The sequence below is a fragment of the Flavobacterium wongokense genome, assembly GCF_021608265.1.
In the GTDB taxonomy this organism is placed as follows: domain Bacteria; phylum Bacteroidota; class Bacteroidia; order Flavobacteriales; family Flavobacteriaceae; genus Flavobacterium; species Flavobacterium wongokense.
Window position 1 is genome coordinate 108591 of sequence record NZ_JAKIHP010000006.1, and the last position, 16965, is coordinate 125555.

The 16965-nt window shown below is 38.2% G+C and carries 4 protein-coding genes; all 4 read left to right on the forward strand.

What is annotated here, in order from left to right; genetic code table 11:
• Nucleotides 1-6003, forward strand: a complete 6003-nt coding sequence (locus tag L1S31_RS13235) for a hypothetical protein (protein ID WP_236465223.1) — start codon at nt 1-3, stop codon at nt 6001-6003.
• A 25-nt stretch (nt 6004-6028) separates the two neighbouring features.
• The gene (locus tag L1S31_RS13240) at nt 6029-6601 is read left to right on the forward strand and encodes a hypothetical protein (protein WP_236465224.1); all 573 of its coding nucleotides are present in this window, start codon (nt 6029-6031) and stop codon (nt 6599-6601) included.
• Nucleotides 6594-7307 (forward strand): LolA3 family protein, encoded by a 714-nt coding sequence (locus L1S31_RS13245; RefSeq protein WP_236465226.1) that lies wholly within the window; start codon nt 6594-6596, stop codon nt 7305-7307. The genes L1S31_RS13240 and L1S31_RS13245 overlap by 8 nt, the downstream gene beginning before the upstream one ends.
• 12 nt (nt 7308-7319) lie before the next feature.
• Nucleotides 7320-16965, forward strand: a 9646-nt coding sequence (locus tag L1S31_RS13250; RefSeq protein WP_370637878.1) for a DUF6443 domain-containing protein, incomplete at its 3' end; no start/stop codon positions are given.

Sequence of the window (16965 nt, forward strand, 5' to 3'; positions counted from 1 at the left end):
ATGATTAAAAAAATTAGAACCAGCAAAATTAGTAAAGTAGTTGCCTGCTATTTAGTTTTAATGATGTTTTTGGAATTAACCCAGCCAATGGTAATGTTTGCCTTAACTGAAGGACCGGCGCAGCCAGAGTTTAATTCTTTTACACCTATTGGAACTTCTGATATAGTGGATTTGGCAAGTGGAGATTTCAACTACAACATTCCGATTATGGATGTAGGAGGTTATCCGATAAACTTGGCTTATACCTCTGGAGTAACCATGGATCAGGAAGCATCATGGGTTGGTTTGGGTTGGAATCTAAATATAGGACAGATTAACAGGAATGTCAGGGGTTTACCAGATGATTTTAAGGGAGACGAAATTGAGACAGAAAACAATTTAAAGCCAAATGTTACGGTATCTACAACAGCTTATGTTAATCCGCAAGCCTGGGGATTGCTTGACAATACAATTCAAATAGGTGCAGGATTAGAGATTAAATATAACAATTATACTGGTCTGGCTGCTAATCCAACAATTGGCGCATCTTTCAATTTAAGTAAAAATGTATCATTGGGGGTTTCGTTATCGAGCTCAGATGATATGGGTGCCACAATCAGTCCAAGTGTTACAATGAGCTCTTTTTTATGCAGTGCCAGAAAAATGGGAAGTACCATTAATGGATCTTTGACTGCTGGGATATCTTATAATAGCCGCCAGGGATTGCAAAGTTTCAACTTGTCTTCCAATCTTAGAGCAAACCATGGTTGGAAAGGAGCAGATCTTGGAAAAACAGGATTTAATATTGGAGGGGGAAGTGCCAATTTTTCTTTTAATGACGCCACTTTTACTCCAACAAAAAGAGTAGCGTTTGATAACAATCAGTTTACATTCTCTTTTTCGGCAGGGCCAAGTATTTTTGGGGTACAGGCTGAAGTCAGTTTGAGTGCTTCAGCAACGATTCAAAAAATCAAGGATGAATTTAAAAGAGAGAAAGCATATGGTTATGAAAATACCGAACTGGCATCAGAATTTGATTTGTTGGATTTTAACCGCGAAAATGAATTAGGATCCATTTCAAAACATACCAATGTATTGCCGGTTACCAACTATACTTATGATGTGTTGTCAGTACAAAGCCAGGGATTAAACGGAACCATACGTCCATATAGAGGACAAATTGGTTATGTTTTCGATTCTTATGTTGCTGATGAATCATCGAGCACAACAATGTCAGCTGAGATTGAAGCAGGTTGGGGTTTTCATTATGGAGCCAGCATTAAAAATACAAGTTCAATAAACTATACCAGTGGATGGAAAACAATAGCAACACCTTATTTTAAAGAGAAGCCATCAGGCAGCATTGGATATGAAAGGGTATACTATAAGTCACTTGGAGAACTAAGGGTTGACCCGGAGTATAATCCAACAACACCGACGCTTTTCTCGCAGATTGTTAGCGATGACATGCCGGTTACCTTAAAACTAATGGATAATAATGCCTTGAATAAGTATTCAAAAAAGGTAATTACAGGATACGATTCGGATTTGGCTCCAATGGCTTCATTCAATACTTCGAACCTAAGAAGGACAAACCGCGAAAAACGTAATACTGCAATACAAAAAATCACTAAAAGAGAAGCTCTTGATTATCATTTGGATAATGGCTTTGTGAAAGTCAATCCTAATGCCTTAAACCATCACACCGCAGGATTTTTAATTACTGATGAGAAGGGAAACAGGAATGTTTTTGGAGAGACTGCTTATAACATTGAGAAAAAAGAGGTAACGTTTGCTACCGACGCATCGGCCAATGATATTGATTGTGTAAGAGGTATTGTAAAATATGCCGGAAGTGAAAACGGAGGTGGCAATTCTGCTGGAGCGGATCATTATTTTAACAGTGTTAAGACAAAAAATTATGCGCATACCTATTTGATATCATCAATACTTTCTCCGGATTACCAGGATTTAAATGGTGATGGACCTTCAGATGATGATTCAGGAAGCTACACGAAATTTACTTACACCACTTCAGGAGATTTGGGTTATTCAAATAACTACAAATGGAGGGTTCCTTACGGTCACATGGAAGCTTCTTACAACGAAGGACTGAAAACAGCTAGCAAAGATCAAAAGGGAAGTTATCTTTATGGTGTTAAGGAAATCAAATACATAAAAAGGATTGAAACAAAAACCCATGTTGCACTTATTGACCTGGAAGAGCGTTTAGATGGATATGGAACCATCAATGAAGACGGAGGATTGAATACCGGAGATAAAACCTATTGCATTAAAAGTATCAGGCTGTATGCAAAAAGGCCAGGTGTAACAATCCCAGATGACATCTCACCTTCATCTTCAATCAAGCCAATCAAAACTGCCCATTTCGAATATGACTATTCATTGTGTACCGGTATTGAGAACAATTCCGGAGCTTCAAGGATTGTAAATGGACAGGAAACTAACTTTAGAGGTAAGCTTACCTTAAAAAAGGTCTACTTCACTTATAAAGGTTCGAATATGGGTAAATATGTGCCTTATGAATTTGTTTACGGACATAATAAGACCTATAATCCAAAAAATTATGACATTTGGGGTAATTACAAAGTAAATCCAAGAGAAACAGGAGGCTGCCAGGCACTTTCTTCACAAGATTTCCCATATGTACAGCAGACCAATAAAACCGATCAGGATGAAACTGCTGCAGCATGGTCATTAGAAGAAGTTAAACTTCCATCTGGAAGTAAAATAAGATTGACATTGGAGTCCGATGACTATCAATATGTCCAGAATAAAAAGGCGATGCAGATGTTCAAAGTCTTAGGTGTTACCGATAATATCAACGGCACTGTTGACCAAAGCCTATATACAGGTGGAGGAGAAGCTAAATTTGTTGTAGTTAAAGTAGATGAAGATAGATTGCCATCAGGCATAACGTCAAGCGAAATCTTAAGGCGATGTACCGAAGGATTAGCCAATACTCCGGTTTATTTCGACTTTTTATTAAACATGACTTCGGGTAAATACGATCATGTGGTAGGCTATTTCGAAATGGATGGACCTGCCCAAATCAAAGAAGTTTCGGGTGAACATCATATATACATTCCAATGCGTTACACCAGCAAGGAAGGAGGAGGAGCTTCTGCAACGGCTAACCCAATTTCAGTTGCAGGTTGGTTTTTTGGAAGGCAAAATCTGCATAGACAGGTTTATGGTTTGGCAGAACCAGGTGATGGTCTTCCAAATCCCCTGACGTTGGCAACAAGTTTGATAAGCAATATCGATGAAATGATCCATATTTTTACTGGTCCAAACCAAAGGTTAAAAGGATTTGGATGTGCCAATAATTTCATTGCCGATAAATCATGGATAAGATTAAATGAACCTACAGGTACAAAACTTGGAGGAGGATTAAGGGTTAAAAAGCTGGAAATGTTTGACGGTTGGGATGAAATGTTAGGGGTGGATCATGACCAGAGATATGAAAAGAAATATGGGCAGGAATATTCGTATACGCTTGGCGACAATGAATCATCTGGTTCGAGCGGTGTTGCTACCTATGAGCCAAATATGTCAAAAGAAAATCCTTTGGTTCAGCCATTTTACCATGGCACTGAAAAGCTATCTGCTCAGACTTATACAGAGAAACCTTTTGGAGCATGCTTCTATCCTAGTCCAACTATAACCTATAGTAAGGTAAGGGTTAAAAATATTACTGCCGCCGATGACGATGCAGGAAGTGGTCCTGATGTAAGGAAAACCCGTTCAGGAACTGTCATAACCTATCATTTCACAAGTTATGATTTCCCAACTAAAACAGACTTTACCGATTTGAGTAAGAGTAAATCGCAGGTCAATAATGAGCCGGCAATGCTTCCAAATATTCTGTTAGGTATGTTTGGTTTGAGTCTGGATGTGCGCAATGAGTTAACCCTTACACAAGGATTCCAGATCGAGACAAATGACATGAATGGTAAAGTGAAAAAGCAGGAGGTTTATGATGACAAAAATAATCTCATTTCCTATACCGAAAATAGATATAGTACTAAGAATGGTGATTTGTCTTCATTAAACAATGTCATGTCGGTAATAAATCCGGATGGTAATGTAGCCCAAAAAGCAATAGGGGTCAACTATGATGTTGTAAATGATATGAGGTATAATTACAATTATTCCAACACATCGGGTGTGAACGGAAATCTCGAAATCATACCAATATTTGTACCACCACCAGTATTTATATGGATTCTATACGTGCCAACAGCCTTCTTTGATGACGAATCACATTATCAGATATTCAGGTCGGCAGTTACCACCAAAGTAATCCAAAAGTCGGGTATACTTACGGAAAAAATCGTTTATGACCTCGGCTCACAGGTGTCTACCAAAAATATAGCTTGGGATTCCCAAACGGGACAGGTACTATTAACGCAAACTGTAAATGAATTTGATGATTCGTATTACAACTTGAATATTCCTGCATATTGGTATCATAACCGAATGGGAATGGCTACCCATAATACAGACATCAGAGGGACATTGTCTCCACAAGGCGGGACTACACAACTTGCTCCGGTTCCTTACTTTAAGGTTGATCAGCAGGCTGCTAACCTGGATACTACTTTCGAACTGGGTGATGAGCTGTATATTACGAGTTCAGAAGGAACACAGAGAGTTTGGGTTTTTGGATTCAATGCTAACAAAACAGGATTATTGTTAATGGATTCATCCGGAGAATATGTGGATATGTGTGGAACCCACCTTCCACATAATTATACCTTTAGGTTATTGCGATCAGGATACAGGAATAATCAAATGGCTCCAATGGCAACAATCACTTCAATGGTTAACCCTATAGCTACCGGAAAGTTAAAAGACTTCCTGGCAACAAGTGCAAATGATACAAGGATCATTAACGCAAGTGCAATCGAATATGATGATTTTTGGATGCCACAGAATGAAAGAAGTGCAGCTCTTTATCCAAACAATATTCCTGGTCAGGATCCACAATCGGTTACTTTCCCTAGTAGGCTGCGTTTCAATCCATTTTATCAAAATTATAAAGGAAACTGGAGGGCTGTTAAGTCGCTTACTTATTTAACAGGAAGAAAATCGTTAACTACAGCGGCAGCAGGTAATCCAAGATATAATGGTTTCTTCAGCGCATTTTCACCATTCTATAACCTAAGCAGTGGCAAATGGATTAAAAATGGAAATGGTTGGACTTCTGTAAGTGAGATTACCAAATTCAGCCAGTACGGACCTGAAGTTGAAAACAGGGATGCTATGGGTAAATTTAGTAGTGCACAGTATGGCTATTCCTATACAATTCCTTTTGCGGTGGCAAAAAATGCTGAATATAAAAAGTTCGGATTTGATAACTTTGAAGATTATCCAAATGGGTATCCGAGTGGTTCACACTTTGAATTTGAAACTGATAATAAAGACAGAAAGATTACATCCGATCACGCACATACCGGTAAAAACAGTATGTACGTTGCTCCTAATAGCAAGGCAGAACTTAAAAAACCGCTTTTCCCAGCATCAGTAAGGGCCAGGACGGTAAATTGCCTTATAAGGCTCCCATGTCCGCTTATCCATCAAAACAACGGAACTGAGGAATCATTGTGTTGGAATTTAGCGGGACAATTAGGTTTTGATTTAATCATTAAACACATCAACTGGACTCTTGCTGATGGCTCTCCGATGTTGTTCGAATCAACAAGTGATTATAAATACCGATATGGAAACGGTCCTATTGTTACTGCCAATGCACAGCATTGGAATGGTGGAGCTGAGACCTTCCAACTTTGTTTTTGGCCAAGTGATGGGAACGGAAATTATACATTCTATTTCAAGCTCCACTATATAGGCGGAACTGTCCAGGATGTTACGGTTCCTTTCACAGTTACTCCAGGCTCAACCTGGGGAGATGATGGCCCTTATTACACTGTTACTCTAGGTGATATAACTACAGAGCCTGATTGTGGCCCACCACAGGAACCAGTGCAGGAAGACTAAGTTTAATCAGTAAAATATAAAAATTATGAAATCAATTTTTTTGTTAACGGCATTATTCTTTAGTGGATTTGCATTTTCACAGGAACCCGATATGTCAAGTTATATAGAGGGATCGTTTATGCCCGATGCGGGTGAGTATATAGTTAATGGCTGGGTAAAGGAATTGTTGGAAAACCAACAAGTCATTTCTTATGAGAATACCAAAATTAACATCATACTCCTTGATGCCACTGGTACACCGGTCAACACATATACTTTTACCCCAACAGGTAATATTATTGATGGATGGCAAAAAATAGATGGTATCATTACCATTTTACCAACACATAGTTATATGTCGATTGAACTCCTGAATCAAAGCGAGTGGATTCCGGCATGTTTTGATGATGTTAGGTTTTTTCCAATTGATGGTAATATGAAAGGTTTTGTCTACGATCCTGATGACCTTAAGATCATGTCCGAATTGGACGAAAACAATTATGCCTCATTCTATGAATATGATCAAGAAGGAGGATTAGTCAGGGTTAAGAAAGAAACCGAAAAAGGAATATTCACAATAAAGGAATCAAGATCAAGTACAAAAAAGACAAATGAGTAATAACAGGAAAATCTTTATGGCGGTATTTTGTTTACTAAGCATTGCCATAAATGCACAAAACAGTGATAGAAAAAGAATCACTGATTTGTTTGACAAAGCACAAAAACTTTTTGACTTGAAGAATTATTATCTGGAATCAGACTATAAATTGTTTGTCAATTATACTTCGAATGAGGTTAAGGAAGCCTACAAAGGGATAACCCTGAAGAAAGGCGAGAATATGTATACCAAACTTGGAAGTTCAGAAATGATCAGTACAAACAACTTATTCATCAAAATTGACAATGATAATAAAAGAATGAAGGTTGATAAAATTAGTAGTAATGCACAAAAACCCATATTGGAATTAAACAGCTATATCAATTATTTTTCAGGATATCGTCTGACAGAATCCAATGGGCAATGGATCTGCACTCTTACAACTTCAAAGGTTTCTGTCGTTCCTTACAGCAAAATAATAGTATACATTAATAAAAATGATTACCAGATTCAGAAACAGGAATTGTTTTTTTTAACCAAGTATCAAACAAAGATTGTAAATGGAAAACCTAAGTTGGATTATCCAAGATTGCAGATAATCTATTCGAATTTTAAAAAATCGGGTTTTCCACCCAACGATTATTTTAATGTTGACAACTACGTAAAAAAAACAAATCAAAAATATTATCCGATAAAAAAATATAAGTCCTATACAATTGTTGATTAAATACTACAGCTTATGAAAAAATCTTTTATGAATTCAAGCCGTTTTAGTTTATTGCTAATAACTATCTTATTGGTAATCTCCTCTATTACTTATGGTAGGGAGAAAAAACAGGAAGTACCCGTTGCAGCACCAAATTTGCATGCAGGATATACCTTTAATGTAATTGATGATGAAATAGGAGCAACTAATTATGTTTTTACCAGCAATAGAACTTATCTGGAATTAAAAATTGATGATTATGCGGCACCTTATTATTGGTATACCGCAACAGTAACAATGAGTGTTGAACCAGCTTTTGATGATGGCTCATTTGGTACGCCTTACGATGTTATTTTGACTGTTGTGAATAATCACTATGGTGGCTTAGGAGGTTTTGTAGACATGCATAAGCATTTAGTGAGTACACCAAATGCCCGTGGTGCCCGGGTAACCATAACGAATGTTAACATTGTAAATAATGAAACCGGTGCTCCGGTAATTGGAATTCCAGCCAACCTAAAATTGTCTGGTTCTTTTGAATCAACAAGATTTTACGAACTGAATGTAGATGATGTACCAGCGATAACTGTGACCCAAAATACAGCAAGCAATACCATTGATTTTTCATGGAATAACGACATCACCGGAGTAGAAGAATACGAATTGGAATGGACGTGGGTTGATAATTACAGTGACCAATCAGCATTAACAGTTTTAGCCGCCAGCGATATAGATTTTAATTTAAAGGATTTTGAAAGGAACAATACCAGAATACAGACGACAGCTAATCATTATTCCATTTCAAATATTTATGACCGGGGTTATTTAATATACAGGCTGCGCAATGTTGGAAGGTTTGTCACCAATCCCACATCGATTATGATACCGGTTGCAGAAAGGGTCAAACACAACCTTTATGGAAGATGGAGCGGGTCGCAAACACCCAATAAAGTATCCGATTGGGATAATATTTCGATTGATGGTCATAGGGAAAATTTGAACTGGCAGTTTCAAAGTTCCTATGCAGAAGAAGGTAAGAAAAAGGAAGTTGCATCCTATTTTGACGGTTCGTTAAGAAACAGGCAGACCGTAACCAAAACAAACACTAATGAAAAAGCCATTGTTGGAGAGGTAATATATGACAACGAAGGTAGGCCGGCAGTAGAAGTTTTACCTGCACCGGTTAACAGCCCAGCAATAGATTATTATCCTCAGTTCAATAAAAACCATGCAGGCGAAGTTTATTCTTATCAGGATTTCGTTCCGTTGAATGATGCCGATTGTAATGTCCCAGCGCAGGATATGTCAACCTCAAGCGGTGCAAGCCAGTATTATTCAGATAACAATGCGCAGCAGAGTAATATGCAGGATTTTGTGCCTAAGGCAGAAGCATACCCTTTTTCACAGACAGTATACAGCAATGACAATACCGGGAGGATTAAAAGTAAGGGAGGAGTGGGAAGCCAATTCCAAATCCAGTCCGGCCATGCGACGAAGTATTTCTATACAACTCCGGCACCGGAAGAGCTGAACAGGTTATTTGGATATTATGTTGGTAATGCACTCCACTACAAAAAGAATGCAGTCCTCGATCCTAATGGACAGTTGAGTGTTACCTATCTTGATCCACAAGGCAGGACTATAGCTTCAGCCCTGGCAGCTGATTCACCTCCTAATATGATAGCTCTTGAGGATGATGGCAATACCGCTACAAGAGCTGAATTAACAGAAGATTTATTGAATAAACTTCATAGTACTGATATTGATACCGATTTGGACAATAACATAAAATACCAAACAGGGACGTTTGGAAACTTATTTGACGGCTTAAGATATGGTGCCCAAAAAGTACTTACAGCAAGTAGTTCATTATATACTTTTAACTATACCTTAAATAATCCGGACGTGTTTAATTTCGGTTGTGATAATATAAATCCGGCATTCCAGGTAACGTATCCGTTTGTTTATAAATTAAATATAGATGTAAAAAATGAATGTGGTGTTTCTCAAATTACACCAATCGATCTCCATTTAGGGGCAAGTAATTATTCAGTAGATTCTTCAGGAAATGTGACTACAACTGCATCGCCAATTTCAATAGCACAATCTTTTGGGATTACCCCAACCGAACCAGCACTTTACAGTGTTAATAAAGATTTGACGGTTGACGGAGATGCATTAGAGATTTTCACCGAAGACTACATTAAAAAAGCAACTGCAAATGGCTGTATATTTCCTCAACAATTAGCACAGGCTCATTATGAGGGTTGCTACGCCAATTGTGCCGAATGTGCGGCTCACTACGACCAGATGAGCTACAATTCATTTATCGGACAGGCTGCTTACGTGCATCAAATGCTTGATACCAATAGCGATCTCAACGACCTTTTCCAGGCAGCACCAAACTCAGCAGATTACCAGTCGTTGTTAGCCATTCTGACAACAAGGTATGAAAGAGAATGGACAGGCCTTAGAGCTGATTGCATGCGTCCTTGTACAGGAACTGGTGCTTCCAATGATCCAAACCAAACACCAACAACTTCTATTGCATGTTCAGCACTGTTTTCACAAATTGTTGCAGACGTTATGCCGGGAGGACAATATGCAAATGGAAGTAGTATCGTAAGTTCATCGGGCCAGGTTTTACCAAGCCAGACTCCGGTTGACATTGAAGATTTGCCTTTATCGGTTTACAATGATACTGCTTCGAATCATTTAATAGCGATTGTTGCCGGTTTGGAAGCTCCTTCAGTTGCAGGAGTACAGAATAACCTAAACTGGAGGCATCCTAACTATTTTGACAAAAACAATTTCCAGCCTGCTTCGTTAAATCATTATTTTACTGAAAATGGTCAAATTGATTATGTGATTTTGACTAGGGATGATGAAGGACACTATTCTCCTGAAGTGCTGCCTTCGGAAACGGGCCATATAATCTATACCGCAGCAATTGACGAATATAAAGTAGAACCTCAGTATTTGAAAAATGTGAGCGATTTTATGGCTAAAATACAATCAAAACAAAGCTGGGCATTATCATTGATTAAATACCATCCTGAGTTTCACTATATAGAGTACCAGCTTGAATATTGCAAAGCCTATTTCACAAAAATTATAAACCTGGCTGGTGTTTCCTACAATGTAAACAGTGATGGGTTTGATGCCTTACTTGGTAGTGCTGATACCTATCAGGAAGCAAAGGATAAAGGTTTTATTACAGCTACCAATCCAACTATACTGGCAGAAAATGATCCATTTTTCCAAACGGTACATAAGCTGGATGCCTATTCATCTTCCATTTCAGGTACAGCAATTATACAAAATGCTGCAACACTTACAGACCAACAGCTTTACAGACAATATAAATTGTCTATGATTTACCAGGCATTGGCAAAAAGTTCACCTCCAGGCGCGACTATATGTACCAGTGATGTTTTAGGATTTACATCAGGAATCGGTGAGCCAAATGTAACCATTGCAAGATCTGCTTATGAATTGATAAGATGTACCGGAATCGGACCGATTGGTTGTGGGGATTTGCCTGCTGGTGCTACTTATGCCCAAATCATTGCAAAAGTTGAGCTTTTTGAAGAAAGTGAAAAGAACAGGTTTTGGCAGAATTATATGTCCAATTATGTTGGATTAAAACAAACAATCAAGGATACATTCATTAATCTTTATGCTGCACGTAACGGAGGTTATAATGATTGTATCGGAAATACAGCCGGAGCAGATTTGAATAATATTACGCTCCCGATCGCTGAAAGATATCCTTGTGAGAAGACTTTTGTAACAACACAATTAACTACACCTACACTTGTAACACCAAACAGCTGTTCAGTTAACGGTTTGAGTTTAGCTCCTAAAGCAAAACGATTTATATTCCTTCAGAGTATTTCAACTCAAAATTCAGGAGGCGCTTCTTCAGGCCAGGCCAATTCAAATATTTACACCCAAACCGGAATCTGCCCTATGGTAAGAGATTTGGAGATCTTTTTGGACAGCTCGTCAAAAAGGAGTGATTTTGCTCCGGTATATAGAGGTACAACACCACCTACGCAGCCATACATAAACTATTTGACTGCAGCTTTACTAACAGAAATGGGCGGGGTTTATAACCAAACATTGATTTCGTCTGGAACAATGGGAACCTCCACACCAGCAAATAAGATAGTAAACCTAAATTTCACCCAAAACTCAACTCCGCTAAAATCGATAACGCTTATAATTCCGAATACTCCAAACAATTCGGCATTGACATGGAATAACTATGGAGGGAATCCAGGACAATGGAAGATTGTTAAGATGTCAAACCTAACATCAACCAATTACGATGGTATCCAACAAGTTTATAATTTCAAGGTATTGGCAAAAATAACCACAGACGGAATAACCTTTTTTGAAAGGGTGTTTGATGGCTATACTCCAATACGATTGACCTGTACTACTGGCGCACCATTAGATCCATCTCAAGGGAATCCTATAGTTTTAGAACCTTTGGAAGATGATGATTGTGATAAAAAACAAAACTTTGGGGATGCATTGAAATCATTGATGCAAACTTTAAAAAACACCAACCATCTTTTTGCAACAACACCATATACTGTAACACTTCCTGCATATTTAAAAACGTATTTTGGAGTTGAAAGCAGTGCGCATACAGCTTCATGGAAAGTATTGGAAACAGGTACAGGTGGTGCTAAAAAGTTCAAACTTTCCGTTATCAAAAGTGGATCATTGGTTGACACCGGTATTATAATTTACAGGAATTCGCAAACGACTACTTATTCGACATCAACCAATAGCATTATCGGTTTATCCATTGGAAACACAGATGATACCGAAAATGTGCATACCATTTCGATAAACTTTGGTACTGTAACCTTTGAAGGATTTATCCATAGATTCTCGGCTCAAGTCGATCTTCTTACAGGTTTGACTTTAAAACCAAAGATGTATTTTGCCTGCTGTTCTCCATGTGGGGAATATGACTATGATGCTGACGGAATAGGTGATGATGGGGTTTTCGCTTTAGGAAGCTGTGATTTTTGTGATAACAGGATTGACCTTGATAATAACGGAGTAGGTGATTGCCCTACTTGTTCTGAGGCTGCCGATCTTGACTGTGACGGAATTTTGAACAGGGATGACAACTGTCCTTTAGTTTATAATCCGGAACAGGAAAATAATGGAGATACAGATGCTTTTGGAGATGTGTGTGACTTGTGTCCAACCCACAATGATGTTACCAATATTGATACTGATGGTGACGGTTTAGGTGATGGCTGTGACTTATGTCCATTAGGCGCATGCCCAAGTTGTTTCCAGGGAGAAGACAAAACAGTTTTTGAAACCGATTTTAAAAACTTATTGAATGATATAATTTCAAATTCAAGTTCAGGTAATATTAATACAGGTATTTATAATACATTACCCCATCTGGACGATTTTTATATTAATTATGATTTGGGTTCAAGGATTCAAAATAATTTTTATGTGTCGAACCTATGCCCGGCAAATGGTCCCGATCCAGGTATTGAGGACCTCGAGCTGTCTGATATGAATTTCTCCTTTGCTAAAGGATCCTTTACGAATTTCCCAGAGAAACTAAGATGGAGGAAACAGGCAGCTACTAACGGTAGTACTTATAATTACCTTCAATATGATATAACCACTACTAGTAATGGTGTTCCATTTTTTGAAGGACCGGTAACCATAATTGATTCGGTTACTTTAGTAGAACCTGCAAATTCAAGTGCTACAACCCAGGAAGTTGTCATTGAGGGTCATTATGATGGAGAATTTGGAAGTATGACTTTTCAAAGAATTATGAGGATTAAGGTGAAACTTGCCAAATTCAGCCATAGTAATCCAGGCCATATGGGTGATGTTGTTACAAATGTTACCTGCAATTTCGATCATCCGTTGTGCCAATTTGTGAACAACTGCAACAACTGCAGGTCACAAGCTGGATTGAAGAAAATAATGACAAATACGGAATTTAGTTTAGGTAACGGTATTCAAAGCACTTGTCCTTGTATACCACATCCTCCGGTTCCGGTTGCCTGCGGTGAGCAGTATGATTTATTCATGCAGACTATGACAACCACTTTTGGTGCTTCGAATGATGAGGTTACCTACTTTACAAACAAACAGGACTTTTTCTGTAGCCATAATTTGCAATATCTGGTAACTGGTTATTTACAGTATTTATCAGCTCTTGGCATTACCAGTACAACAGACCCTCGTTATATCGCAATCGATACATTTGGGGCAACAGGACTTAATTATGGTTATTCCAATTATGGAACAGTAATCACTGCTTATGATGCTTACTTAGATATTACACCGACAGACCCTATGAACTGGAGGGATTTCGTTTCAGACTATCTAAGCCATCACGCAGAAATATGCCCACCGGCTCCAATGACTCCGTCATCAACCATATCAGTACCATTCCCAGAGCATACTACATGTCAGGAATTTTCGCTTAACGTTGCTGAGAGTTACAATGATGATAATTATCAGGCATACCTGAATGCTAAGAAACAAGCTTTCAAGATTGCTTATTTAGCTCAGGCCCTTACAAAAGTTAAGGAGACCTTTACAATGAAATATACGGATAAGGAGTATCAATATACGCTTTACTATTATGACCAGGCAGGTAATTTGATGCAGACTGTTGCTCCACAAGGTGTAGGTATAGTTCCTTCAGCAAATAGTGAAGCAGTGGACGTAATGAGAAATAATAATGAGCCAAATGCATCACCGATTCCTTCATTATTGCCAGCCCAAAGTTTCCAAACCAAATACCGCTACAACTCTTTGAATCAGCTGGTATGGCAATCTACCCCAGACGGTGGGGAAACCCGTTTTGCTTATGATTTGCTCGGTAGGATTGTTGCTTCACAAAACAAGAAACAATTGAATACAGGTATACTAATCAATCCGCCAATTGGCCTTGGTGTTGAATTATCAGATAAAGAGGGAATCATATATAATCCAAAAGGTTCAGAGGATTACAAACAATCCTATGGTTATTCATTGGAAGGAATTGCTGAATCTGGTTATATTGAATATACTTTAGGATTCTCTGAAGGCAATACATTGGATAAAGCAACACGGAAAACTATTTTTGGATTAACATACAATAGGGATAACACGACCGGTAGTGTAGATTATGCATTCCTTTATGATTCAGAAAACAGGTTCAGGATACATACGCCAAATGGGACACCGGATTTAACATATCAGGGTGCTGCTGGAGATATACTGACAATTGAAAGAGGTGATGGAGTAGTTAAATTTTATAAGAATGGAATTCTGATTATGGATGCCCAGGATAAGGATACTAAAAAATCACTTTATCTGAATTTCTATTTACCGATAACGGATAATGAGCTTCATGACCTTAAAATTGCAACTCTTAAATCGTACAGGGATTTTAGCTACACCTGTTACGACAGATTAGGGAGAGTTAGTGAATCGGGCCAATTTAGAGGCAATAGGTTTATGAGTATCAATGATAATGGAAAATTAGTTTTCAGTGGAGGGACATGGGTTCCGGTTGACGCTGTTACTGACACCTACCCACACAATGTGTCTGATGAACAGGTTGAAGTTACAAAAACCTTATATGATAATTACGGACCATTCAATCCGGATACCTACCTTACACCAACTCCTGTGAGAAATGTAAGGAACAGGGTAGCGGCAATCCTGACTTTTGATCATACCGACGATACCACGCTTCTGACAGACAATGAAACTGCAATTTTCTATAACTATGACATACACGGGAATGTAGATGAAATGTCTCAGCGTTTAAGCCCTAATGTGATGTATGTGGAAAGTGAGCCGGATGGAGTTGTAAAAAAGGTTAAATACGAGTATGATTTAATTAGTGGAAATGTCAATAAGGTTTTCTATCAGAAAGGAAACCTTGATGATCAATTCATCCATAAATATAATTACGATGCTGATAACCGTATAACCTCTGTTGAAACTTCTAGGGATAATGTTATCTGGGAGAAAGATGCAACCTATCAATACTATCAGCATGGGCCATTGGCAAGAGTAATCAGAGGAGACAAAAAGGTTCAGGGAACTGATTTTGCCTATACGCTCCAGGGATGGATTAAGACCGTGAATTCTGAGAACTTAAGAAGTCTCAATAATGATATGGGAAGAGACGGAAACTATGTTTCAAAAGACGCTTTTGGATATTCACTATCCTATTATGATCGTGATTATGAAGCCCGAAAAGCACCATCCTCAAATGACGCACATCACATATCAGGATTAGACCTGACTCAGTTAAATGGTGTTAGTCTTTATGATGGTAACATAAACAGGGTGATTACTTCGGTTAGGGGTATACAGGAGGAAATTTTGCCAACACAAATCAATCTTTACAGATACGACCAATTGAACAGGATTTTTAGCTTGAGATCATTTAATGGTATCCAAAATTCTGATGGGTTTACTCCAATTGATAGTTACAGAAGTTCGTATACCTATTATAAAAACGGTAACCTTCATAGACTGGATAGGGATGCTCCAAAACTTATGGTTGCAGATGACCCTACAAGTGAGCAAATTGTACCAATGGATCAATTCACTTACAATTATCAGCCAGGAACCAATAAATTGTTGAACATTGAAGATGGCATGACTGAAACCGCACGTTTTAAGGAAGATATTGACAACCAGCCTGCAAACAATTACAAATATGATGTGTTAGGGCAATTGGTAAGTGATGTTACCGGCAATATCAATAAAATAGACTGGAGGGTTGATGGTAAGGTTAAGAGCATCAATAAAAGCAATTCTAAATTCAGCATTAATTTCTTTTATGATGGTTTGGGTAACAGAGTAGCCAAACAGGTTACCAGGTATAAAAAAGGAACGGTTACTACTCATTATACAAATGATGCCCAAGGGAATCCTATGGGGGTTTATGAATTATCTATAAATAACATTCTGGGCGAAGAACCTCTGGGAGGTGTAGGAGAAGCGGAGTATAGATTGCTTGAGCACAACATTTACGGAAGTAGTAGACTGGGAATACAGGATTATAAAACTTTTAGAAGGCCGGCCCCATCTTATTTTGAAAGATTTGTTGGGGATAAACGTTATGAACTTTCCAATCATTTAGGAAATGTACTAAGTGTTATTAGTGACAGGAAGCTTGTAAACCAGGAAATAGTTCCTATTGCAACTGACAATTTTGACGAAGACACAGGTGGATGGAAATATTTTAACGGAGCAAAGGTGGATGTAAACAAGAACAGGGAACTTCAAATTACTCTCAAGGATAGGGCAGAATATGCCGGAGCGGAGAAAGTAGCGGAATTTTCGAAGGATAAGCCGGTCATATTCAATATGAATGTGAAAAGGCTGGAAGGTTTCCCAGTAGATGCTACTGTTAGATTTGAAGTTCTTGATGAGAGTTTAAATGTTGTTTGGAGTACCATTGTTCAAACCGATGAAGTTTTCTCAGATTCATTTACTCCTTCTTCAGATGGAAAATTTTACATGAGATTGAGTGTTACTAATCCTCTCGATACAGAGATTTCATATAGCCTGGATGACTTTTATGCTTACAGGGCACCATGGAATCCGATAAACTACGTATCTTTGTTTACACCTGACGTTCTCAACTATAATGATTACTATC

Excerpts from the sequence above, each read along its gene's own strand:
- L1S31_RS13235 (WP_236465223.1), top strand. The coding sequence starts at position 1 with ATGATTAAAAAAATTAGAACCAGCAAAATTAGTAAAGTAGTTGCCTGC.
- L1S31_RS13240 (WP_236465224.1), top strand. The coding sequence starts at position 6,029 with ATGAAATCAATTTTTTTGTTAACGGCATTATTCTTTAGTGGATTTGCA.
- L1S31_RS13245 (WP_236465226.1), top strand. The coding sequence starts at position 6,594 with ATGAGTAATAACAGGAAAATCTTTATGGCGGTATTTTGTTTACTAAGC.